The organism is Bacillus sp. S3, from assembly GCF_005154805.1.
Taxonomy (GTDB): Bacteria; Bacillota; Bacilli; order Bacillales; family Cytobacillaceae; genus Neobacillus.
Genome location: NZ_CP039727.1, coordinates 4,594,497 through 4,619,004 on the forward strand (window position 1 = coordinate 4,594,497; position 24,508 = coordinate 4,619,004).

At 42.6% G+C, this 24,508-nt stretch carries 15 protein-coding genes and 1 pseudogene; 2 read left to right on the plus strand and 14 right to left on the minus strand.

Annotated features, from left to right (window positions below; all coding sequences use genetic code 11):
- Nucleotides 1-24: 24 nt before the first annotated feature.
- From FAY30_RS22120 to FAY30_RS22160, 9 genes are all read right to left on the minus strand, one after another.
- Entirely contained in the window at nt 25-819 is a 795-nt protein-coding gene (locus tag FAY30_RS22120) for a maleate cis-trans isomerase family protein (RefSeq protein ID WP_149871896.1), read from the minus strand.
- Between the two features lie 26 nt (nt 820-845).
- On the minus strand, nt 846-1,706 hold the full coding sequence (locus FAY30_RS22125; RefSeq protein ID WP_149871897.1) for a DUF3891 family protein: 861 nt from the start codon (nt 1,704-1,706) through the stop codon (nt 846-848).
- Nucleotides 1,707-1,769: 63 nt separating this feature from the next.
- Complete coding sequence (locus tag FAY30_RS22130) at nt 1,770-3,068, minus strand: FAD-dependent monooxygenase (RefSeq protein ID WP_149871898.1); 1,299 nt, start codon at nt 3,066-3,068, stop codon at nt 1,770-1,772.
- 65 nt (nt 3,069-3,133) lie between these two features.
- Nucleotides 3,134-5,470: a xanthine dehydrogenase family protein molybdopterin-binding subunit gene (locus FAY30_RS22135; protein ID WP_149871899.1), complete on the minus strand. Its 2,337-nt coding sequence runs from the start codon at nt 5,468-5,470 to the stop codon at nt 3,134-3,136.
- The gene (locus FAY30_RS22140; protein ID WP_149871900.1) at nt 5,467-7,776 is read right to left on the minus strand and encodes a xanthine dehydrogenase family protein molybdopterin-binding subunit; all 2,310 of its coding nucleotides are present in this window, start codon (nt 7,774-7,776) and stop codon (nt 5,467-5,469) included. The genes FAY30_RS22135 and FAY30_RS22140 overlap by 4 nt, the downstream gene beginning before the upstream one ends.
- Entirely contained in the window at nt 7,773-8,324 is a 552-nt protein-coding gene (locus tag FAY30_RS22145; protein WP_149871901.1) for a (2Fe-2S)-binding protein, read from the minus strand. Before FAY30_RS22145 ends, FAY30_RS22140 begins: the two co-directional genes overlap by 4 nt.
- Before the next feature lie 35 nt (nt 8,325-8,359).
- Nucleotides 8,360-9,232, minus strand: coding sequence for an FAD binding domain-containing protein (locus FAY30_RS22150; protein ID WP_149871902.1), 873 nt, complete (start codon nt 9,230-9,232; stop codon nt 8,360-8,362).
- A gap of 42 nt (nt 9,233-9,274) precedes the next feature.
- On the minus strand, nt 9,275-9,724 hold the full coding sequence (locus FAY30_RS22155; protein ID WP_149871903.1) for an SRPBCC family protein: 450 nt from the start codon (nt 9,722-9,724) through the stop codon (nt 9,275-9,277).
- 442 nt (nt 9,725-10,166) lie between these two features.
- On the minus strand, nt 10,167-11,255 hold the full coding sequence (locus FAY30_RS22160) for an XdhC family protein (RefSeq protein ID WP_190284729.1): 1,089 nt from the start codon (nt 11,253-11,255) through the stop codon (nt 10,167-10,169).
- Between the two features lie 141 nt (nt 11,256-11,396).
- On the opposite strand from FAY30_RS22160, the gene FAY30_RS22165 reads away from it, so the two are divergent.
- Together FAY30_RS22165 and FAY30_RS22170 are read left to right on the plus strand one after the other, a co-directional pair.
- Nucleotides 11,397-12,284, plus strand: a complete 888-nt coding sequence (locus tag FAY30_RS22165; RefSeq protein WP_149871905.1) for a LysR family transcriptional regulator — start codon at nt 11,397-11,399, stop codon at nt 12,282-12,284.
- Nucleotides 12,285-12,409: 125 nt separating this feature from the next.
- Nucleotides 12,410-13,558: a PQQ-dependent sugar dehydrogenase gene (locus FAY30_RS22170; protein ID WP_149871906.1), complete on the plus strand. Its 1,149-nt coding sequence runs from the start codon at nt 12,410-12,412 to the stop codon at nt 13,556-13,558.
- 54 nt (nt 13,559-13,612) lie between these two features.
- Here the strand turns inward: FAY30_RS22170 and FAY30_RS22175 are convergent, their stop codons facing one another.
- From FAY30_RS22175 to gnpA, 5 genes and pseudogenes are all read right to left on the minus strand, one after another.
- Nucleotides 13,613-15,877: an outer membrane protein assembly factor BamB family protein gene (locus FAY30_RS22175; protein ID WP_149871907.1), complete on the minus strand. Its 2,265-nt coding sequence runs from the start codon at nt 15,875-15,877 to the stop codon at nt 13,613-13,615.
- Nucleotides 15,878-16,166: 289 nt separating this feature from the next.
- Nucleotides 16,167-17,414, minus strand: coding sequence for a bacterial Ig-like domain-containing protein (locus FAY30_RS27975; RefSeq protein ID WP_317845715.1), 1,248 nt, complete (start codon nt 17,412-17,414; stop codon nt 16,167-16,169).
- A pseudogene (locus FAY30_RS22180) lies at nt 17,400-21,794 on the minus strand (endo-alpha-N-acetylgalactosaminidase family protein); the annotation flags it as partial. The gene FAY30_RS27975 and the pseudogene FAY30_RS22180, both read right to left, overlap by 15 nt.
- 368 nt (nt 21,795-22,162) lie before the next feature.
- Nucleotides 22,163-22,333: a DUF6903 family protein gene (locus FAY30_RS27335; RefSeq protein ID WP_190284730.1), complete on the minus strand. Its 171-nt coding sequence runs from the start codon at nt 22,331-22,333 to the stop codon at nt 22,163-22,165.
- Complete coding sequence (gnpA, locus tag FAY30_RS22185) at nt 22,323-24,494, minus strand: 1,3-beta-galactosyl-N-acetylhexosamine phosphorylase (RefSeq protein ID WP_149871909.1); 2,172 nt, start codon at nt 24,492-24,494, stop codon at nt 22,323-22,325. The genes FAY30_RS27335 and gnpA overlap by 11 nt, the downstream gene beginning before the upstream one ends.
- Nucleotides 24,495-24,508: the final 14 nt, after the last annotated feature.

Below are 24,508 nucleotides of genomic sequence, written 5' to 3' on the forward strand. Positions count from 1 at the left end.
TTAACAGAGCCTTAGGTTAAGTTTTTATACTAAGGTGCTGCTTTTCTCGGCAGTCTCTTTCGAATGAAATGCTTCGGATAGAAGATATCCTGCATTTGGTACTACGGGTTTTAATCCTAATTCTTTTAAAAGCTTATACACGGTCGAAGTGGCTGCTGAAAGCACGGGTAGATTCAGTTTTTCCTGTACTTTTTGAATCGCAGGAAGGGACTGCATTTGGACACAGGCCGACAATACGACCGCATCTGCCTTGCTTATATCTAAGTTATCTACGATATTAATGAGGTTTAAAGGATCTAGTTTGCCCACTGCTAAATTATCGGAAACTTCTAAGCTGATTGAATCAGTGACTTCAATTCCTGCAGCTTCGATATAATCCACCACCATTTTCGTTAAAGGCTTCATATATGGGGTAACAATGGCTACCTTTTTTGCGCCAATCGCCTGAATTCCATCAATTAGTGCCCCTGCACTGCTGATGACCGGAACAGGCGTCCCATTTTCTTTTGCGATCGCGGAAAGCCGGTCTTCAGAAAGGCAATGATAGCCTGCCCCTTGTGACATGATGGCGACAAGACAGGCATACACCAGGGCATCACAGCGGGCGTCCGAAAGCTCCACTGCACAACGGTCGCTCTCCGTGTCCATTTTCGCCAGTTCTTCTTTCGTGACATGCATCATCCTCATGCGGCTTGAATGAAAGGTAAATGTTTCTTCCGGCAGTAATTGTTGGCGTGCCTGCAGCATCGCAGGAATTTCTTTTTCCATTGTCGTATTTGAACTTGGTACAATCAGACCAAGACGGTAATCTCTATTCATATTCCATCCTCCATTTTTTCCTTCTTTTATGATGAAACACTTTCCGCCGCAGCAGGGTTCAAGCTATCGCCTTGTTTCGGCGCCACGAACTTCCAGGTAATACGTTCAAATTCCGCTTCTTCCAGAGCCTTATAAACGGCACTGTGTGATTCGTAGGAAATATCCGGAATCTTGCGCAAGACAACCGTCGTTTCCACTTCCGAATCAAAAGGAAACGGATCGACCACAACCGTTCCATTCCCTTGACCCTGAACGGTCATCATCACTCCCTTACTCTCAAGCTGCTCTCGAACCGGACCCATGACTAATGTATTGGTCGTATCCGGCTTATGCATGGTAACGTACTGGGACAGACGATCCATAAATTGAACAATCTCATAGTTCATCCAAAGATTATTTTCGAATTGGCTTCTAGGGCCTGATTTTTTCCACAACTCCATCTTTAAATCGACCCATTCCTTTTGCATACTGATGATTTTTTCATCAATTTGGGGAGCTAACTCTTGTGGAATCTTAAAGGTGAACGAAGGATCATAGCCAAAGCGGCTTGTATAAAGCCCCATCCAATGCATGCCGACCAAAAGTCCAGCATACGGATCCTCTTCTTTGACCTTTTCATAACCCTTCCCGTAAAAATCAACATGCTGCAGCAAATTCACACTTAAAAAAGGCACAGGCTGGCGAGTCTCAGCATTAAACAACACGTTTGTATCCGATTCAATCCAGCCAATATCATGTTTTTCTACCGCTAGACATAGGGAATCAAAATAACCTGGGCGTGTAAACTGATCGTTGCCCCAATGCCTTGCCACTTCCCCGGCCTGAATGGAATGATCATATTGATTCACAATGTACAAATATCCATCATCATGCTTTGTAATAAACATGTTTCCCACTCCTTTTCACACATTTCCCCTGTACCTATTAAGCTGACAATCTACCTTTCAAGGTTAGGAAGGAATGCTGGTCTCAAGCTTTAATTCATCCTGAAAAATAAACACATCATCAATATCCAGCGGCTTTTCTCTTGTAAATAAATGCTGATAGACCTTCGTGATATCCGGCATTTTGGTGGCAATATTGAACATTAGCGGAGCTAATTCTTTCTTCACGGGTTCTCTTGTCAAAAATTTCTCCAGCGTTAATTGCAGATTTTGAATTAATTTCACTTCCTCATGGCGCCTTCTTTGGACTTGCTTCAATGTTTCTAGCGATAAATCGTTATTTTTAAAACCTTTATAGATCACATCTGCTGTAATCACTGCAGTGCCCATCGCAAGTGTGCTTCCTACTGCTCCCCATGGCGTAACACAATGGGCCGCATCCCCAATGAGCAAGAGCCCGTCCTTCGCCCATTCTCTTATATATCTCATTCTGCACAACAGCAGAACAAACGATTTGAAGTCTGTCACCTGTTCGAAGTAGTCTCCGAGAATCGGCATATCTTCCACAATTTTTGCCTTAAAGGCGTCAATGCCTTCCTTCTTGATTTTCTGATATTCCCCTTTCGTCAGGGACACGCCACATTGAATATATCCGCCCAATTTCGGTAAGAAGAGGTAGTTGTAGTTTTTTTGAAAATAGAAATGGTAGATATTATAATCCCATGTTTCCGGTTTTTCGAATGAGAACCATAGCAGGTCATTATCATAATAATCCAGGTCGAGTTCAAATTTTCCGAGCTTTTCTATCGTTGAATTTCTCCCGTCAACGCCAATGGTTACGCTTGTCTGGATCGATAGGTCGCCTTCAAAGACATAATCATCAATAAAGTTCACTTGTTGTCCAGGCTTGGTTTGGGCATATACGCCAACTACCTTTTCGCCGTCTTTTAAGAGATCTTTTACCTTCGTATTAAATAATAATTTGAAGTTTGGATATTGCTTCGCTTTTTCGAGCAGTGCCGCAAGAAGTGTAGGCTGGGTCAGCCGTGCACAGTAGCTTTCCTCGTCGATGAGGGTGTCAAATTTAAGATTCATAATTTCCTTGTGTTGGTGAAAAACAGTCACTTCAGGAATTTTCACGTGGTCATGTGATTCAATATAATCTAGTAAATTTAATTGTTTCATTAGCTGAACAAAACGAGGCTGGGTAATTTCACCACGGTACTCCCGGTGAAAATCTGGATTTTGCTCAAGAACGGTAATGTCTAGTCCTTGCTTCGCAAGCAGCAAACCTAAAAGCATTCCGGCAGGGCCCGCCCCAACGATACACACATCTGTTTTTATTTCTTTTACCTCATTTTTCATTTCTGCTTTCACCTAATTTCTTCGTTAATTTTTTTCAGCAGTTGTCCCTATAGAAACGGTGCTCATTAGATTCCGCTTCCGGCCGGCTCTTTTGCCTGCCTGAGAAGTTCCTTCAGCTGTGCTGGTTTCACCGGGATATTCTCCACTTTTATATTCCATGCCGCCAGTGCGTCTTCCACTGCCGATTGAATCGCAGCAGGTACCGGAATGGTTCCGCTTTCTCCTGCCCCTTTCGCCCCAAGTGGGTTGAGCGGTGACGGTGTCTCTACATGACCAATTTTCATTTCCGGCACCTCGCATGATGAAGGCACAAGGTAATCCATTAACGTACTCGTTAACAGCTGGCCTTGTTTGTCATAAACAATTTCCTCATACAAGGCGTTACCAATTCCATTGGATATTCCTCCTTGAACCTGTCCTTTCACAACGAGAGGATTGAGCAGTTTTCCATTATCATGTATCGAGGTATAATCCAGAATTTGAATCGCTCCGGAATCCGGGTCTACTTCCACAACGGCAATATCTGTCATCCCTGTGATCGATGCCGCTTTTGGAGCGAAATAGTCGGTTGCCTCCAAACCAGGTGCAACGGAATAAGGAAAGGTTGTTCCAGGGAAAAGACCTCTTGCTTCATGGGCCAGCTCACCTAAAGCGATTCTGATCGATGGATCAGATTCCTTGTACACATAGCCATCCTTCACCGATAACTCGTCCGCTTTTGCCCCCAGTTTTTCTTCTGCGATTTGTAAGGCTTTATCCTTTAAAGCGTTCGAGGCATTGAATACAGCGGTACCTACAAGAACGCCCATTCTGCTAGCAAATGTCCCCGTTCCATAGGTGATTAGCTTTGTATCGCCTTCACGTACGGTAACCTTCTCGACAGGGAGATCGAATACTTCCGCAGCAACCTGCGCAAAGGTGGTCTCATGCCCCTGCCCTTGGGTGGCGGCACTCGTCAGCACAGTAATCTCTCCTGTCACTTCAATACGGACGGTGGCGCCTTCGAATGAACCAAAGCCGGTGTTTTCAATGGCTGTTGCCACACCAATTCCGATATATTTTCCTTCTTTTCTGTACTGTTTCTGCTTGTTTCTCCATTCGTAATAGCCTGAAAGTTCAATGGCTTCACTTAATACCTTTTGATAATTTCCACTATCATAAATCTGCGGACTGCCGTCCCGAGAACGGAGTCCGGTTCGATACGGAAATTCGTGCTCCTGGATTAAGTTTCTGCGGCGGATCTCTACAGGATCAATGTTTAGCTTTTTAGCCGCCTGATCAAGCAGCCGGTTTAAAATTAAAGCCGCCTGCGGGCGGCCTGCCCCTCGGAATGGTGCCATTGGCACGGTATTCGTATAGAGCACCTTTGCATCGCAAAAATAATGGGGAACTTTATATGGTCCAGGGATAAGGGTAGAAGTCATAATCGGAACAATAATTCCCCAAGGAACATATGCCCCGTTATTCGCGAGCATCGTATCGATAACGGCAATAATCTTGCCGTCCTCTGTCACGCCGAGGGACGCCTCATGATACTGCTCCCTTTCATGAATACAGCTCATCATATGCTCCATGCGGTCTTCTATCCAGCGAACAGGCGCCTTAACTATCCTTGCCGCCCAGACAACAAGAAAATCTTCTACATAGAAAATCGCTTTTGCCCCGAAGGCACCACCTACGTCCGGTGCCGCAACCCGGATGTTGTTTTCCGAAATATTTAATAATTTTGAGAGGATGGAACGCATTTCATGCTGGCTCTGTGTAGCGGCATGAACTTCAAGTTCGGGCTCCGGTCCATTAAAATCCCACTTTGCCAGTAATCCCCTTGTTTCAATCGGCAAACAGCTGACCCGGCCGATCTTGAATCGATGCTTGACAACAACCGGCGCCTCTTTCATCGCTTCATGTGCATCGCCTACTGACTGTTGGAAATGGGCCGCAACATTAGATTCCAAATGCTGATGGGCCAAAGGGGCATCTGTTTGGATGGCATCATCTATATGAGCAACCGCAGGAAGCGGTTCATACTTCACGTTAATCAGTTCAATAGCATCCTCGGCAATATAACGGTTCTTGGCAATGACCATTGCCACCGGTTCACCCACATGGTGCACGACTGAATCCAGGGGACGCTGCGTTACCGGCACCAAATTCGGATGTGGAAACAGGGCCGGCAGGGCCGGGAAGTCTTTTCCCTCTTCTGGTCCAAACACAGCGATTACACCCGGAAGTTTTCGGGCCTCCTCAAGGTCGATTTCCAGAATGCGCGCATGTGCATGCGGACTTCTGAGAAAAGCAGCGCTTTGCGTTCCCGGAATGTCCAAATCTGCGATGTAACGCCCATTGCCCCGAATCAAACGAGGATCAATTTTTCGTTTTAGCGCCTTCCCAATATACTTCATATTCGCTCCTCCTCATTCCTTACAGGACCTTTTTTGATTGCATCTCTAATCTTTTCAGGCCGTATTGGCAAGGAAGTAATATGGATCGGGTAGTGTTCCAGGGCATTCTCGATGGCATTGGCAACAGCCGGAGCCACTGCGACAGTTCCTCCTTCACCTGCCCCTTTTACACCAAGTGGATTTAAAGGAGATGGTGAATTTTCCAGAATCTCAATCTCAATTTGAGGAACTTCCATTGCGCTTGGCAGCAAATAGTCCATAAATGAACCTGTCACGAGTTGGCCGGCTTCATCATATTTAAGCTCCTCATAAATGGCACCACCCAATCCTTGGGCCATACCGCCGACTAGCTGTCCATGAACCAATAATGGGTTAATGGCCCGCCCCACATCATACGCAATATAGTACTTTTCAATTTTCACTTTCCCTGTTTCGAGATCAACGGCTACCTCCGCCGCATGGATCCCATATGGATAGGACATATGATCGATGGAAAAGGTGTATTTTTCACGGAGCTCGACACCTTGGTTTCTGCACTCTTTAATAATGAGTTCGAGCGGACAAACTTCCTGCTTATTTGACAATTGGATGATTGATTGTTCCTTAACGTCAAGATCATCTGCTGGAAGACAAAATCGTTCAGCCGCCGCTTGAACTATTTTTCTTTTCAGTGCCGCCGAAGCATACCAAGCTGCTGACCCCCCAACCACCGTTCCACGGGTAGCAAAAGAACCATTTCCTTTTTCCACCACATCCGTATCGCCATGAATGACACTTACATTTGAATAAGGGATTCCCAATTGCTCAGCACAAATTTGTGCAAGCGCCGTCTTTACCCCTTGACCAATATCCGCTAATCCGGTTTTGCAGAGGAGGTTCCCATTTTCTAAAAATTCTACTTCGCAAAACTCCCAAGGTCCTAACCCTGATTTTTCAACAAACATCGCAAATCCCAACCCAATGATTCGTCCCTCTTTGGCGGCCTGGATCTTTTTATCAGAAAATTGCTCCCACTCCATTGCTTTTCGTGCCGTTTCAAGAATTCCAGGATAATCACCGCTATCGTATTCCACCACCTGGCCGAGGGCGGAAATACCATTTGAATAGGGCATTTGCTCCGGCTGGATTAAATTCCGCTCCCGCACCACGGTCGGATCGAGATGAAGTTTCTTGGCCACGATATCGATAATCCGTTCCCTGACAAAGGTTCCCTCAAATCTTCCCGGACCGCGGTAGGTTCCTGTCGGTGTTTTGTTCGTTGCGACCACATGGGTAATGAATTCTAATGCCTCAATATCATAGGGGCCGGCAAACATCCCCTGGGTCAGGACTGGAACAGTGACTCCGTGCGTACGGATATACGCTCCTGTATCTACAAAAATCTCATCTTTTAATGCAAGGATTCTACCATTCTCATCAAAACCTACCTTTACACGGTGTTTTTGTTCGCGAGAATGGTTTGTCGCCTTCATATGCTCTAAACGGTCTTCGATCCACTTGACCGGCCGGCCAAGCTGAAGCGCTGCATAGGGGATTAAATAGTCTTCCGGATAAAATTCACCTCTAGGCCCAAAACCGCCTCCGACATCGGTTTCGATAAAGCGAATGTCCTTTGGGTCCTTATGTAAAAGTGTTGCAAGGATTTGATGATTAAAATGAACCACTTTTGTCGGACCATAGACGGTCAGCCGCTGATCCTCCCCGACTAAAGCAAGGAGACCCCTTGTTTCCATCGGAATTCCGGAATGCCGCTGGACATATAAATCTTCTTCTAACACATGAGGACACTTCTTAAAGTGTTCCTCGACATTTCCCTTTTCGGAATGAATGATAAAAAGGTCATTGCTGCCAATTTCAGGATGCAATACGTCCGTTTCCGGCTGAATCGCTTTATGGACATCCGTGATGGGTGTTAACGGTTCATAAACGATATCGATTAAGTCTGCAGCATCTTCTGCCACGTATCTTGACGCAGCGACAACCATGACCACTGGTTCGCCAACATAGCGGACTTTCTCTTTTGCTAACGGATACTGCAAAGCTTTCGTCAAGGCCTCGTTCGGAGCAAGCCGCATCGGAATCGGGGAAAGATCCGCCGGCAGATCCTGCCCCGTCATGATCATGAACACGTCAGGATGATTTTTCGCTTTTTCGATATGGATGCTCGCAATATTTGCATGGGCATGTGGACTGCGAATAATGACTGCCTCACACTGATCAGGCAGCTTTATATCACCAACATATTGCCCTTTACCTGTAATGAGCCGCGGGTCTTCAATTCGTTTCACACTCGTGCCGATGGTCATACTTCCACTTTCCTTCCAGAAGGGACGATTTCCAAATCACCGGACTCTTCCTCACTCTTTTTATTCTGATTGAGTACTTCTGCCGCCATTTCAACTGCATCGACGATGTTTTGATATCCCGTGCACCGGCATAAATTCCCTGAGATGCCCTCCCGAATTTCCTCGCGGCTTGGATTTGGGTTCTGCTCTAGAAAATGGCATGCGGACATGAGTACTCCTGGTGTACAAAAGCCACATTGCAGACCGTGTTTTTCCCAGAATGCTTCCTGCAATGGATGCAGGCTGCCGTCCGGTTCTGCTAACCCTTCTACCGTCCGAATCTCTTTCTTATCTGCCTGAACACCAAAGACAAGACAAGACCTCACCGGCCGCCCGTCCATCATGATCGTACAAGCACCGCAAATGCCATGCTCACAGCCAACATGTGTGCCTGTTAATCTGAGTTCATCACGTAAAACATCTGATAATAGCATCCGCGGCTCAACCGAAGCCGTATATTCCTTACCGTTCACGGTTAAGGCGATGTCCTTTAAGTTCGTTTGCGTCATGTGTTCCACCTCCTGGAAATGGATAGGGTTTATTCCTATCGAAGAACAGCTCTCGCTGCTGCACGTTCTAATACACGTATTGCATAGGTGATGCATAAATCTTTTCGATATTCACTTGTTGCATGGATATCCGGCTCTGGATCAACCAAGTCAGCAATTTGATTGCAGCATTCTGCGATATACGCAGGATCCGGGACTTTTCCAACCAATTCATCTGTCACTTCATTCAATAGGACAGGAACTCCATCCACCCCACCTAAGCAGAGTGTTGCTGCCTCGACTGTCCCATCTTCGCTCAAGGTAACAGAGGCTGCGGCAAGGACGATGGCAAAGTCTCCTTTTCGTAAGGTAAATTCATCAATGGCATATCCAGTTCTTGCAGGAGAAATCGGTATGTCAATCGATACTAAAATCTCATTCATTTCAATCGTCGTGGTCAAATAGGTCAAAAAGAATTCGTCTGTCGTAAGCGTCCGCACACCCTCTGATGAAGCAAGGGTAATCGTCGCGCCAAGTGTAGTCAGCATAACCGGAAGCTCTGCTGTTGGATCGGCATGGGCCACACTGCCGCCAATCGTCCCTCGGGAACGAATTTGCGAATGGCCAATTAATTTCATCCCCTCTGTAAGCAAGGGACAAACTCGTTCGATTTCTTTTGACTCTTCAACCTGAAAGTGGCGGGTCAATCCGCCAATTTGAATGCCTGTGTCCGTCACCCGAATGTAATCTAGTTCTGCGATGTTGTTGATGTCGATCAATACTTGAGGACGAGCTAAGCGCATATTCATCATAGGAATAAGGCTTTGTCCTCCCGACATAATTTTCGCATCATAGCCAAATTCATCCAATAAATCCAACGCTTCTTCAAGTTCAACTGGAGAATGATAGTCAAATACCGCTGGTTTCACGTTATACCCTCTTTCCTGGAAAGGTTGTTTACCATTTTTCTATTACATGGCTGTTCTAGTATTGATTTCCTTTGCAATTTTCTTAAAGAAATCCTTCACGATCATTTTGGCAATACCAGACAAGATCCGCTGTCCCACTCCTGCAATCAAGCCGCCTACCTGTGCTTCCCCGTCATAGCGAATGGTCCCTTTCGGCTGATTATAATCAAGCTCGACTAAAGCATTTCCTTCAATAAACCCCATCTTGCTGTCAGCCTTCATGATAATTCGATATTGGTTTGGTGCTACTTTTTCCAAGATTTTAATTTCAGCTTCATATTCGCCTCTTACCGCCGCAATCCCTAAGGCAATTTCAGCTTTATAGCTATCCGGCTCGATTTCCGTCATCGCTTTACATCCAGGTGTTGCTTTCTTCAGTACCTCCGGATCATTCAAAGCGTTCCAAACATCTTCCTGACTCGCATCAACAACTATTTCACCTTGTACATTCATTATGAAAACCACCTTTACTAAAATAATTTTTCTCCACCTGCACGCGAACGAAGTGGGTGAAGGTAACCGTATAATTATCAGAATTTTCACTTCTTAAGAAAATAATAAAATATATTATATATAATTGTGAAATACCTAAATCTTATGAAGTGATAAGATTTCTTTATTTGCACTATGTTAATGTTGTTAACTTGGCAGTTGATTTCCACTCCAGGCGCAAGCGGTTCGCGGGGCGGGCGGTGAGCCTCCTCGGCGCTAAAGCGCCTGTGGGGTCTCACCTGTCCCGCTGCTCCCGAAGGAGTCTCGCGCCTTCCGTTCCAATCAACTTAGTTATAAAACCAACAATAATCTTTAACCCGACACATGTTATAAAAAAAGCTTTCCTAAAGTATCAAATGATCTTTAGGAAAGCTTTCATTACTTCTACCAATTCAATCCGAGCCTATATCCAGCACGCGGCGGGACTTTGTTTTTTCATCTTGGCATTTGCATGATTTCTCACTTTTATTAATTCCGCCAATACACTTATACTGATCTCCTCTGGTCCTTCTGCACCAATAGGCAGGCCGATAGGAGAATGGATAAACGACAATACATTTTTATCTTTTACTAACCGTTCTGTCCTTCTCTTCGGTCCCAGTACACCAAGATATTTGGGAGGAGCTTGCACGAGGTGCTGCAAGATTTCCTGATCCCGATTAAAATTATGGGTCATGACGAGGACATAACTGTCAAAAGGGATCTGTCTATTGTTAAAAAATGTTTCTGGATGTTCAATGATATGAAGATCAGCTAGCGGGAAATTTTCCTCATTGCACCGGCTGCTTCTAGGGTCGATGACGGTAACGGAAAAATCCAATTGGGAAGCTTGTGTGACTAATGGTTCAGCGTCAGGGCCAGCCCCAAATACATATAAATGGTCTTTCGGCTGGTACCGTTCAAATAAGAAATCACTTTCTAGTTCTTCAATATAGATCAATTTTACTTTCGTTCCACTAAGAACAAAGTCCTGCACATAAGTGGTCAACTTTTGAGCAATTTCATGGTTAGCGGACTCCGCGCAAATGTCTCCGTTATCGGAATAAAGGACGACAGATTCCTGCTTTTCTGCGTTAATCGTTTTTACCGATACAACAGGTAAACCATTGTTTAGTTGTTCGTCAACATATCGCCATAGCAGCGTATTTGGCTGTAATGTATTTAATTCCCAGCCGATTGGTTCAATATAAACCTCGATGTTTCCATCACATCCAGCACTTTGCCCCCAAGAAAGATCGTCTTCAGATCGTAAATCATATTGGACATTTTTCGGATGAAGGGTTTGAATGACTTCCTGTGCCTGATAGAGTAAATCTTCTTCCAAGCACCCCGCACTGATGGTCCCGAAATAACTGCTATCTTCGCCGATGAGCATTTTGGCTCCTTCCCGTCTATAGGCAGAGCCATCGACACGGATAATGGTGGCCATCGCAAAAATTCGATCCTTCTTATCCTTCATGCTTTTTAATAACCTGCAGATATCATTCATCATCAAACACTCCCTATCAAAATTTGAGAACGCTAACATTTTTATTTACTAATTGTGATTACCTATTTACATATAGTAAATAGATGATATAATAATTTTATAAAATTATCAATATTCTAAATAATTGTTTTTCCAGAGAAGGAGATGTTTTTCATAAACTTACTTTATTTAGAAACGTTCTTAATTGTTTGTAATAATGGAAACTTTACGGAAGCGGCAAAACATCTTTTTGTACCCCAGCCAACCATCTCCAATAGAATTAGTTACCTAGAAGAAGAACTGGGCCAAGAATTATTTGTAAGAGGAAAAAAAGGAAAACGAAGTGTGGAATTAACTAGAGCAGGTAAACTATTTCTCCCGTATGCAGAACAAGTGATTGAAACGCTAAACACCGCAAAAAGTGAAATAAATCAGGATGCGAATGGCAGCCTGATGACCGTTGGCAGTTCGATTGCCTTGACCCATCCTTATATTTATCAAAAAATTAATTTGCTTAATCGAGTACATAACAGGAATATTAATCTTCTGATTATGGACCATTCCCTTATTGCGAAATCGCTCATGGATGGCATACTGGACATGGCTTTTGTAACGGAGCCCATCGTCAATAAACAATTAGAATCCTACCCTGTGTTACGTGAAAAGTATGGGTTAATCGTCTCAAAGCAGCATCCGCTTGCCAAAAAATCATGCTTGGAGAACATAGAAGAATTAGAAGAGGAATATTTAATTTTCTACAAATCTTTTTCAAAAGATCAAACGGTATTAAGAAATATTAAGTGTAAAAGATGGATTACGACTAATCAAATTGAACTAGTGAACGACCTGATTCATAACCAAAATGCCGTGTCGTTTCTCCCTCCGCATGCTTTCAATAATGAAATTAAAAAGGGAAAACTGGTGCACATCCCGATTCATGAAAGTTTGCTAGTGTGTGAAATTCAATATTACTTAGCATGCAGAAGAAATGAACTCTTCTATGAAGATATTTTCTTATCCGAAGCGAAGCCGGAAAAAGTAGCAATCAGATAGTTCGTTATACAACAACCGTCCCTTTGGTTTTCTCTTTTTCTCATGCTTCTTTTTGCTAAAAATGTTTAAATTATCTGAAAAGTGTTTACACTCGTAAGGTAAATTACATTTTTAGAGGTGGTATTTTGAAGAAGCAGGTTTTTTATAGTTTACTTGGAGTTGTTTTGGCAGCTGGGGTTGGGGTTGCATGGTTGTGGGATGGTAAGGATATGGCGAATGACCCCGGTAAGAATAAGGATTCCTTTCAGCAAGATGCAAATGAAGTGATGAAAAAGGCAGTTGAGGTATCTGTTTCGGATGACGGCAGTGTGAATGCGAATCATTTGAATATCCCATGGACGATTAACAAGAATGGCAGTTTGTTTTTCTTAAGTCAGCGGGAGGGCTCGGTCATTCAAATCGACGGAGATCTTGGCTTAGTGAAAGTCCAGGATGTAAAGGTTTCAAAAGATATTTTCCATGAAGGGGAAGGCGGTTTCTTAGGGTTTACACTAGCGCCTGATTTTGAAAAATCAAAGATGGCCTATGCGTTTCATACCTATCAGAAAGACGGGAAAACCTTGAACCGAATTGTTTCATTGAAACTTCAAAACGATACGTGGCAGGAAGATAAAGTCCTTTTAGAGGGAATCCCTGGTGGAGCGGTGAATAGCGGTGGCCGGATTAAAATTGGGCCAGACGGAATGCTGTATGCCACTACAGGTGACATTGGCAAGTCAGACAACTCGCAAAATCTTGACAGTTTAGCCGGAAAAATTTTAAGAATGACGGTAAGTGGCGAAGTCCCAACCGACAATCCATATAAAAATTCCTATATTTACTCCTATGGTCATCGCAACCCTCAGGGATTAGCGTGGGACAATGAGGGAAATCTTTATAGTTCAGAGCACGGCGAATCGGGACATGATGAAATAAACATGATTCAGGCAGGGAAAAATTATGGCTGGCCGGTTATTCAAGGGGATGAAGAAGCAGAAGGCATGATGAAGCCGATTCTTCAATCCGGGGATAACACGTGGGCACCATCGGGAATGGCTTTTAATAATGGAAAACTGTATGTTGCTTCTTTAGCCGGCAAGAAACTCTTTACGTATGACGTCGCAAGTAAACAATTTGAGGAGTTTTACGGAGATGCCGGCAGATTACGGGATGTTCTGATTGATCACAATGAGCTATTCACCATTACCAGTAACCGTGACAAACGAGGGAAACCAACCGATAAAGATGATCGGTTAATTCATCTTTCCTTAACGGAAAAGGCCTCTACAAATTAAGTATTCGAAAAAAGGTAATCGTCCACTTACAAGGGACGATTACCTTTTTTCTATTTATTTGCCGCCAAGGCTCTTTACATATTCCGATACCGCTTTGATCTCATCATCTGACAATGTATCCTTAAATGGCGGCATTTGGCCTTTTCCGTTCTTCACCTGTTTAATGATGGCATTCAAATCCATTTTCGTCTGCTGAAGATTTGGACCATTGTGTCCGCCAGCACCTTCAGCACCATGGCAAGCTAAGCAATTATTTTTATAGACTGTTTCTCCGGCTGCCACGTTGGTTTCCTCTTTTGTTGTTTTCTTTTGGTCGGCAGCTTGCTGCTTTTCTTTATCAGCGGCCGTCTGTTTGACAGGTGATACATTGATTTTTTTCTTTGGAATATCCTTTACAGCACCATATTTACCCTCTAATGAAAATGTATAGATTTTATCCCCGTGTTTTGAACCTGCTAGTGTATTTCCGGCAGCATAGATGGAGATATATTGTTTTCCGTCCACTTCATAGGTGATTGGCGGGGCATTTGCTCCGGCATCGGTCTTAAACTCCCATATTTGGTCACCATTGGACGCATCGTACGCTATAATCCGCCCGTCATTATGTCCGGTGAATACCAGGTTTCCTTTTGTGGTTAAAATACCGCTGTAGGCAATCGCATCCCACTTCTTTTGCCAAACGATTTTATTCGTTTTAATATCGAGTGCAGTCACGGTGCCGCGGCCTGGAGAGTTTTCAACTGGCTGCCAGACACTGCCGATCCATTCTTTCCCTTCCTTAAATCGCTCATCTTTATCTTCTCCATAATGAGCAAAGGCAAAATAATTGTCATTACCTAACACGTAAAAATACTCGGTGTTCGGGTTATAGGCTGATGGCGGCCAGTTTGCCCCTCCTTGAGGCGAAGGCTTAAGAGTTAGCGGCTTATCCCAGAACGGAGTAAAAATACTGCCATAATCTCCTTTAAAATCTGGTGGTAAATCGCGTTTCACATCTTCCTCCGTCACCTTTTGCGGTACAAAGGCATCTCCAATTGGAATGGGCTGAGTTGGGGATGTCTTTTGATTCGCATTTTGCGGAACCGGTTTTTCCTCAATCCCTACAAGCGGTTTTCCGTTTGTGCGGTCTAAAAGATAGAGCCATCCTGTTTTTCCGGCTTGTGCTATTCCCTTTTTCATTTGACCATTCATTTCTACATCATATAAAACAACCGGGTTGGCCGGGTCTAAATCCCAAATATCATGGTGTACTTCCTGGAAATGCCATTTATAATCCCCTGTATTGGCATCCAGGGCCAGAACGGAGTTGGCAAACAAATTATCTCCTTCCCTGTTACTGCCATCAAGGTCTGGGGATGTATTCCCAGTTGAAAAATAAATCATGCCTAATTCCGGGTCAATAGCTGGCGTCTGCCATACCGGCGCTCCGCCTGTCAGCCAAGTCCTGCTTCCCTCCGGCCAGGTTTCGCTCCCTTTTTCACCCGGTGCAGGCAGGGTATAGTGTCGCCAAATTTGTCTGCCCAACTCTGAATCATAGGCGGCGACAAACCCTCTAATTCCATATTCGCCCCCGGCAATTCCTGTGTAGACTTTGCCATCATAATAGAGGGGAGCGCTTGTAATCGTATAACCTTTTTCCCAATTTTCGACCTGTGTCTCCCAAACCACTTTCCCGGTTTTTTGATCTAAGGCAACCAGTCTTGCATCGAGGAGCCCGACAAATACCTTTCCATCTCCAAGTGCAACTCCGCGGCTTGTCCATCCGCAGCAGACCGTATTTAATTCGTCAGCAAGCTGCGGACGGTATTCCCAAATCATTTTTCCCGTTTTGGCATCAAGCGCTTGGACTTGATTCGCTCCAGTAATGGTGAACATCACGCCATCATAGACAAGCGGTGTCGCTTCACCCGAATATTTAAATTGAGTACCGGAACCTAGACTCGTGACCCATTCCACTTTTAAATTTTTTACATTTCCCGTCTTAATTTGATCCAGTGGAGAATAGCGGCTGTTGTGGATATCTCCGCCATTCGTTACCCAATTCCCTGATGGGGGCTTGGATAGCTCGTCGGCGGCAAACCTTGGTGCAACCTTACCTTTGTAATCCGTATGCTGATAGGATTGATAATTGGTGTCAGCCAATTTTTCCTTTGTCTTCGTCACACCCGTATTCTGCTTACTATCCTCCCCTTTATCCCCATTCTGTTCGGTCGATTTTGACTCATTTTTTCCAGGCTGTTGCCCAGCCTGACAAGCAGCCAGCATAAGGGCAGCAATCAAAGCAACAATCAAACTATATATCCATCCAGACTTCCTCATCTTTAAAGCACCCCTTCCATATAAAAATCATTGCGTTACCTTGACAATAATTTACCCGTATAGAAATAAATTAATCGTTAAAAAAGCGGAAGCGCCCTCCTTTGCTACTTCCTTCGTTCTGCACCAGTCCTTATCATTTATTGTAGAACGTGGCATTATCAAAAAAATCTATAAATCATTAAACATACTCAACTAGAAAAACCCGAAGACTAAAATCTAGTCTTCGGGTTTTTCTATAACATGATTAAGCTTTCCATCCATCCTTCTTCATGGAACGTGTTCTACAATTCTACTTTAATACCCCATTACTATTAAAATAGTACCGCTTTCCAGAGATGGTGGCCCATCCAGTTTGCATTGCACCGCTGGAATTGAGGTAATACCATTTGGATCCTTCTTGCAGCCAGCCTGTTTTCATTGCGCCGCTGCTAGTTAAGTAATACCATTTGGATCCCACTTGCAGCCAGCCTGTCTTCATTGCGCCGCTGCTAGTTAAGTAATACCATTTGGATCCTTCTTGCAGCCAGCCCGTTTTCATTGCGCCGCTGCTAGTTAAGTAATACCATTTGGATTCCACTTGCAGCCAGCCCGTTTTCATTGCACCGCTGCTAGTTAAGTAATACCATTTGGATCCTTCTTGCAGCCAGCCCGTTTTCATTGCACCGCTGCTAGTTAAGTAATACCATTTGGATCCTTCTTGCAGCCAGCCGGTCTGCATTTGCCCTGATTTATTTAAGTAATACCAAGTACCACCGTCATTAAACCAGCCGGTTTTCTTTTCTCCAGTTTTCGTATCGTAGAAATACCATACCCCATTTTCAAGGACCCAGCCAGAAAGCTTTTCCTTATCAGAGGATTGTAAATTCGTTACGAATTTCCATCCTTCTTCTTTGGATTTAAGGTATACATCTCCAGTAGCATTATCCAGATATAAGTCACCGGACTTACCTACATCCTTACTTGGTGCCCCTTTACCTTCTAACCAAATAGATCCATCTTGACCGTTTTCACCAGCAGGACCTTTTAGGTTAGCTACTAATTTCCATTCCTTTGTTTCTTTTTCTTTATTGTAAACATCACCAGTAGTTGTATCTAAATATAAGTCGCCAGCCTTACCTACGTTTGCATCTGGCTGTCCTTTACCTACTAACCAAGTAGTTCCTTTTGATTCATTTTCATTAAAGCTGCCGATTAATTTCCAACCTTCTTCACCTTTTTGGTAAAGTTCATCGGTGGTAACATCAAGATAAAAGTCGCCTTTCTTGCCAACACTATCTTTTGGTGCGCCTTTGCCACTGTACCAATTGCTTGGTTTTAATTCAACAGTCACAGTTGCCGTATGAACAACATCTTTAAAACCATCTTCTTTAAGAGTGAATGTAATCGTGTAATCACCTGGTGTTGTTGGATCAAAATCACCTGCATCGATGATAACTTTGTCAGTTACATCCTTACCTTTTGAATTTTCCGCGAAGGTAATTAAAGATTTTAAATCCAATTCTTTTTCTGCATAAATGGTTGTATTTTTAACGCTCATGCCAGGAGCAAGTTTCTCAATTCTTAAGTTGTCTAAGATAAATGTTCCTGCACCTGTGCCCATATTAATACTTGTTCCATCGCTAAATAAACCAATATAGGTTTGTCCATTTTCGGAACCGGTAACTGTAAATTCAAGTCTACTTGTATTTTTAGAAGCTGGTATTAATTCGTTTACAGCCAAACCAGCTGCACCGTTAATATTCCTTGCATCAATTTCTTGATCTCCGGAAATAAAACGATATGCTTTATTTGCTGTGGTTTGATAGTCAAACGATACCTTATAGTTTACCCCTGGTTCGAAACGGAAATGTTGCGGAACTGTCCGATAAAGTAATCCGGCATTTCCTGTATTCACTTTTACGGACCATTGACCACCGATTACATCGTCAACAACACGGCCGCCCCAGCCTTTTTGTGTAAATGGTTTATGAAGTTCAGATAAGTGAATCCGGTTATCTTCAACACCTTCTGTATTACCAATGACAAAAGGATAGATTCCTTGAACAATAGTTTCAAAGTCTTGTTCAAATACCCTAGCATTCACTTCATTCTTTAATGATTTTTGAACAATTCGAATATCATCAAATTTAGTAAAACCTTCTCCAGCTTTGCGGCTAAGAGTTAATGTGGCAGTATCAGATGCAGCAGTGAAGCTTACCTGCATTCTTTGCATTTTGCTGTTATAGCCATCATTTGTTGCATGAGAGTCAGCTTTTACATAGTTTTTTTGTAAGCTGCGAAGGGTGTAATTACTTACATCTTTCACTCCGCCTGTTACTTTAATCGATGCCTTTACATCACTTTGGTTATCTACATAAACTTCAGCGACATAGTCTTTACCCGGCTCAAGGTCGGTAATGGTGCGGCTAACTTTTGTATCCTTACTTGGGCTGTTAAAGTTCAGGTAATAATCACCGCTGCTCAAATTACGAGCATCACCTGTTTGAGCTGTTCTTTCAACACTTACAGCTTCTTTATCTCCAGTTGCTGTTGTGTATTTATCGTCAATTGTTGCCGAATTGAAGCCAGTGTCATAAATATGGGCACCTGTACTCCATTCGTTAATTTCAATACCTTTACTTTCACCTTTAACGACGATATATGGTGTTTTTGCTTCAGCTGTCAAAGTTACTTTATTATCAACTACTTTGACTTCTTTCATATCCGTTCTACCTTGATCCGTTAACTTATAAACTTTAACGCTTGATAAGCCTTTAAAATCATTTGGAAGTGTCCAAGTGGTTTCTCCACCGTCTAAATTCCAGTGATATAATTTTTCAGCTTTAGGCGTTGCCTTCTTATAGTCTTGATCTACCCATGGAAGCAGGTATGTGTGTTCATCTAACACCACATTTCCATTTAAAGAAATTACACGCCCCCTGGAGTTATCTTTACGGGATACAACGACTACATCATCATTGCTTGGATCTTTTAAACGGATCTCTTTTTCAAGATTGGTTTTTGACCGATCTCCCTCAACATCCGTCCAGTTTGTAATATAGTATTTTTGTAAGAATTTAGTTGGAATATTGGTATCAAACGTCATTTTGATAAAGTTATCAAAGTTCTTATCGGATTGCCAGCCTTCAAAACCAGCTAATTCAAATCCGCCTAGTAATGGGTTATCAGCTGTTCCACCCCAGACCGGATTATTCATTACCCAAGAGTCTCTTTGATGATTACTAATAAAGCGTAGTAATTCTGAGTTTTTCCCTTTTAGTGTTTTACCACCATAATTCCTATCGGTTGACCAGTGTTCCCATGTTGAGTAGTTGTGCATCACATTAGGGAATTCTGTTGTCATCCTCCAGCCTCTTTCAAAGAATTGATCAGCAATCCGGTTGGATTCCCATTGATCTTGGTACCACACATCCAAGTAGATAAATGCAAGACCAGGTGCTGCTGCTTTTAATTGATCCAATCTTTCACCACGGAATCCTGAAGACAAATCATACATTTTATCAATTACATAACCTTGGTCTAGCCAGCCCCATCCCTGTTTATCGACACCAAGGATTAATTTATCACTAAATGCCTTAGCCTCTGGATAGGTTTCTTGCGCATTGATATGGACACCAAATTCAGCATTATAGTTGGCACCTTGTTTAATCAATGCATTTAAGTCTGTTACTCCACCCATGCGTTCCCCAACATCACCATAATCTGGATGGGCACTATCATGTCCCTCATTACCATATCCTTTCAACAAGACGGATTGTCTCAAACCATCAGTTGCCAAAGCTACTTTCTTCACATTGTCTAATGTTTTAAGGAATGGTTGTTGCACTTGAGAACCAAAGTTCATGACAATTCGAGTTCCCACTTTATTATTCACATCTTGCCAGCCGAAAATGTCTTGCATAATATCACGGTAGGCAATGGCGCCATCTTGCCAATCTGTTACATGATCACCGTTTAAATCTTCAGCGATCGCCACTTTTACAGTTGGAGTGGACGTTGGTGCACTCATTTCTTCATGATGATAAGTAAATGTGTTTGATCCTAAACCAAGTGCTTTTACACCATCTTCCGTTACATAACGGTTAGCAAGTAAGTTTTTATTTCCATTCGCTTCGGAACTTGTCCAAATTGTTGCACTTAATTCGTCATTGGAAAGCACACCAACATAATAGGAGCTGCTTGTTCCTACACCTGTCATTGATGCATCTACGATTACATCTGTATCACCAGATACATTAACATCGGTACTGATATTCGTTAAACGGGCTTTTGCTCCGCTTTGATTTGAATTTACAGAGATAAAATTCATACCTGCCAAATCAATGGTGCTAATTTTCGCTTCGCCTTTGTTTGTAATCTCATCAAAAGTGAAGACAACATTATTGTCAACAACTTTTAAGGATACAATCATTTTCGCATCGATGCCTTCATCATGTTCATCATTGATGGAAAGTTTGTAAATTGCTTCATTCTTGCTTACTTTTTCATATTTTACTTCAGGAGTATAGAGCTTTCCATTAATCTTTAATTGGTCTACAGCTGTTTTTTGTCCATCCAAGACTTTATCTCCCACTCGATATTCAATAACCCGCGGGAAATGCGTACCAATCAAGACATCCATGGATTTAGAGCTCAAAGTATCTTCTTCTGGTGGTGGCGGCGGCACAATACCCTCTATTTTTAAATTTGAGAAGGTAATTGCGGTTGCCTTTGAACCACGGCTCTTTTCAAACCCTATCAGACCTGGATCACTTACGCCGCCTTCCAAAGTCCAAGTACTAATTTTTTTATCATCAATATATAAAGTAGCATTATTATCAGCAAATTCTACTTTCATTCTGTAAGTTTGACCAGCTTTAAATTCAGGACCAGCTGCCATTGAACTCCATGCATTTTTAGGTCCAAATATTTCCATAAAGTATTGATTGATGGCATCACCGATACCAACATAATTATAGTTTGCTCCGTCTAACACACGATAAATTAAACCGAATCGTGTTAAGTCTGAATCAGCTTTAACATCTACTTCAAAAGAACCTTGAAATAGTTCTGGCATCTTGTTATAAACAATTTTATTTTTCGCAGATCCGGATGGAGCATGGAAAGTTACAGAACCGTCTTCGTTATAGGTTAATGAACCATTACCTTGGATAACCTTAAAATCGCCCTCTTCTAATTGGTTATCTTCGATGGTAATTGGGCCCTCTTCCCATCCTGGCTTACCTGGTTTCGGTTCTTCTGTTCCTGGTTCCACTGGCGTTTCAGATGATTTTTCCAAACCTAGAAGGACTTGGGAATTCTCTTCGCCATATTGTCCTAATTTTAATGCTTCTGGGGCATCAACAAGATTTGCTGCGGCATCATCTAATTTGATTTCGCCAAATAAATCTTTCCCATTTAGTGCAGCTTTCAAGGTAGTTCCACTGTACTCAACCTTAATTGTATATTCATTACCAGGTTGTGGTATTGCTACATCTGGTCTTTCTTGTAACCATTTCCCTTGACCTTCGGATTTATACTCCCAGAACCAACCTTGTTTGTCATAACCCACAAATACAAAGTTTTTTGAATCCTTGTAATGAGTCATTAATCCAAATCGTGTAGTTTCACCCTTAGTTTCCGGGATAAAGGTATAATCCATTATGCCAGTTTCTTGACCTTTATCACCATTTTCACGAAAAATAGCTGGATTATTTACATTGTCATTACCTACGCCACTGCCAAGTCTTACATAAGTTTTGTCATTTTGTTCGACAACCTGATTGATTTCATTTCCACCATTTGAAACGGTCACCCATGGGTTGGTTACTTGTGCGGCTACTTTTGCCGGCGAAACAAATCCTGTTAGAAATGTCGGCAAAATTAACATAAGAGCAAGAAAAGTACTAAAGGATTTCTTAATATGCTTTATGCGCAATGTCTTCCCTCCTAGTTTATGTATAATAGTTTAAAAGTAATACCTGCTAGTAGATTTGGAACGATCCAACATGTTTCACTCCCCCTTTCTAAAAAAGCCGGACAATAATCAACTGCATCACAGCCTTCGGTCAGGACCAAATGTTAGACAGGTATACTTTTCCATATATATAAGGCTACTGACAATGAAGCGTTTCCACAATCAAAATATTGTCTTGTTTTTTATGTTTCTTGCTTTTTTTTAATAATTCTACAAATTCAAAAAAAGGGCCACGAAGTATCTGCCGAAGATAAAATCTCCACGGTACTCCATGCCCCTCCTTGCTGTTAGACTGTTATTGTTTTACGGCTGCTTATTTCTATCTAGATTTAATTAAATTTACGATTATAATCATATAGCAGTCCAAGAAGCCCGGCTACTCCAATCAGCATCAATCCTAAATGAAGCCTGCTCACCGTTTCTTTACCGATTATGACTAACGCCAGACAAAGGATAACCAGAACGAGTTTGATGATGATGTTGATCGCATTACGACTCATCTGAAAAAGCCTCCCAACGAATTTCACTTGGAGCTAATGTAACTTCCTTACTGTTGCCGCTTCCATCATAGATCACGGTAGTCTGTTCTTCCATGGAGTTATTAACTAATGCCGCTTTCTTGATGGCTGGATATGCATGGACTTCACAGTAAATATTACTTGAATGCCATTTATGGAACTCCCGCTCTTTATTAGCTGCATAGAACATAGCTCGCATCAAGAGACGAGTGTTATCCTCACTGAAAGGAAGTCCGGCAATATATACGCCTCTTCCTTTACCAAAGTCATGACTGGACAAATGTATCTCCCCATTAGAGTACTCAATGATCTCAGTCTCTTCTGATAATGCGTATATATTTTTCATACTTTCCCCAAAATCAAACACATCTGCGTCCGCCGAAATAAAGTGCTTCTCGACAGGGGAAGTAAAGTATTTGTCCGTTGATAAACTGAAACCAAGCTCTTTATCTACCCCTAATATGTCTGCTAATTGGAAATAGCGTCCGCCATGATGATAGGCAGTCGGTTCTCCAATTCCAATAAAGCCGCCGCCGTTATGAACCCATGCCCTAATCTTAGTAATTAATGCTTCATTCTTCCAATTCTCCCCGCCGGAAAAGGCAGTTCCCGCATCCCCTGCATTAATAATGACATCAACATCTTCTGGTATCCCATGTTGGATGACATCATCAAAGCTAATAAAGGAAACATCTACAGAAGCCCCGCTTAAAGACTCTAATACGCCTAAATAGGAATATATTTGTTTATACCATAATGCGTGAGCAACCATATGGGTCTGCCAGGTTCTTAGTTTCCCCCATGAATTCAAAATGGCCACTTTAAGACCGGTATGTGGTTTAATTCCCTTAATGTTGTCATAAATCTCACGGAATTCATCGGTTACATTTTCAATATAGTCCACAAACTCAGGGAATTTATAGGCAAGGCTTAAATAACCGCCATAACCAATCCGGTCAACCGGATTCCTTAATATCGCTCTTCGGGCTGTCAGCCAGTTTTGATTAGCCTCGATGACTGGGTTATTTCCTTCATAAAATGTATCAGGGAAGAAATATGGCAGGAACCTGCCCTCTGTATAACGAACGTGCGGGATATCCGCGATCATTCTCAAGGTGGCCCCTCCGCCCACACTGCCAACCACTGCATCTAACCCAATTTGTTCAAAATGCTCGCCGTATGGCTCGGTACCAATCCAGTTATCACCAAGGAACATCATAGCTTCCTTGCCGCTTTCATGTACAATGTCCACAAGCTTCTTCGCTTCTTTTGCCACAAACTGTTGAACAAAATCGATATAGTCTAAATAAGCCTGAGTAGGCACTCTGAAGGATGAGTTGTAATAGCCTTGATCGACCAAGTCTTCTGGTCTTAAACGATAGCCCTTTTCTTGTTCAAAAGCATCCAAGGCGGCAGCGGATACACTAGCACCGTAGCCGAACCAATCGACAAACTTTTCTTTGGCCAGATGATTAAACACAAGCGTAAAATGATAGAAAAACGTCGTGAAACGGACAACATCTGTATCTGGATTATCCTTCAGCCACTGGGTTAAATAAGCTGCCATAAATTCATTGGAATGCGGACCCCTTACATCAAACGGGATGTCATGCGGTTTATCGCCCCAATTATTTGTAATATGGTTGTACATTTGGGTTGGGTCCCAGATAACAAATACTAAAAACGAAACAGTATATTCATGCCATGGAATAGCCTTTGAAATAGTGATACGATTAGATTTTTCATCTACTTCCCAATTGTTACTATCAACTATTTCCCCCGTTGTTCTGTCAATCACTTCCCAGTATTTCTTCGGATTATGGACGTAATCAGGGCTTACTTGTTCTGCGAAATATCCTTTCATAAAGTCAATTTCAAGCGTCTCCCCATGGGCCGTATTGAATTGACTCATCAGATAAAGCTGTTGATATTCCTCTGGATGCTTCTCGGCAAATTCATTATGAGCGCGGGCAACAAAGTAGGTTGTATAGATTTTCGCATCCAGCTGCTTTATTTCATTATCCAGCTTTGTCCCATCACTGTCGCGAATAGCGTCCGCACCCCAGCGTTCCAACAATTCTTTCGTTTCAGCTAGAAAGTTCTGTTCACTTGGTAGAGTAACGCGTCCTTTTTTCTTTTCCATATTAAGTCCTCCAA

What these genes read in the sequence shown, in the direction of transcription:
- FAY30_RS22130 (WP_149871898.1), bottom strand. Translation starts at nt 3,068, where the DNA reads ATGAAAAATGAGGTAAAAGAAATAAAAACAGATGTGTGTATCGTTGGG.
- FAY30_RS22175 (WP_149871907.1), bottom strand. Translation starts at nt 15,877, where the DNA reads ATGAGGAAGTCTGGATGGATATATAGTTTGATTGTTGCTTTGATTGCT.
- FAY30_RS22155 (WP_149871903.1), bottom strand. Translation starts at nt 9,724, where the DNA reads ATGAATGTACAAGGTGAAATAGTTGTTGATGCGAGTCAGGAAGATGTT.
- FAY30_RS27975 (WP_317845715.1), bottom strand. Translation starts at nt 17,414, where the DNA reads ATGAGCGTTAAAAATACAACCATTTATGCAGAAAAAGAATTGGATTTA.
- FAY30_RS22135 (WP_149871899.1), bottom strand. Translation starts at nt 5,470, where the DNA reads ATGAAGTATATTGGGAAGGCGCTAAAACGAAAAATTGATCCTCGTTTG.
- FAY30_RS22125 (WP_149871897.1), bottom strand. Translation starts at nt 1,706, where the DNA reads ATGTTTATTACAAAGCATGATGATGGATATTTGTACATTGTGAATCAA.
- FAY30_RS22160 (WP_190284729.1), bottom strand. Translation starts at nt 11,255, where the DNA reads ATGATGAATGATATCTGCAGGTTATTAAAAAGCATGAAGGATAAGAAG.
- FAY30_RS22145 (WP_149871901.1), bottom strand. Translation starts at nt 8,324, where the DNA reads ATGACGCAAACGAACTTAAAGGACATCGCCTTAACCGTGAACGGTAAG.
- FAY30_RS22165 (WP_149871905.1), top strand. Translation starts at nt 11,397, where the DNA reads ATGTTTTTCATAAACTTACTTTATTTAGAAACGTTCTTAATTGTTTGT.
- FAY30_RS22140 (WP_149871900.1), bottom strand. Translation starts at nt 7,776, where the DNA reads ATGACCATCGGCACGAGTGTGAAACGAATTGAAGACCCGCGGCTCATT.
- FAY30_RS22120 (WP_149871896.1), bottom strand. Translation starts at nt 819, where the DNA reads ATGAATAGAGATTACCGTCTTGGTCTGATTGTACCAAGTTCAAATACG.
- gnpA (WP_149871909.1), bottom strand. Translation starts at nt 24,494, where the DNA reads ATGGAAAAGAAAAAAGGACGCGTTACTCTACCAAGTGAACAGAACTTT.
- FAY30_RS27335 (WP_190284730.1), bottom strand. Translation starts at nt 22,333, where the DNA reads ATGAGTCGTAATGCGATCAACATCATCATCAAACTCGTTCTGGTTATC.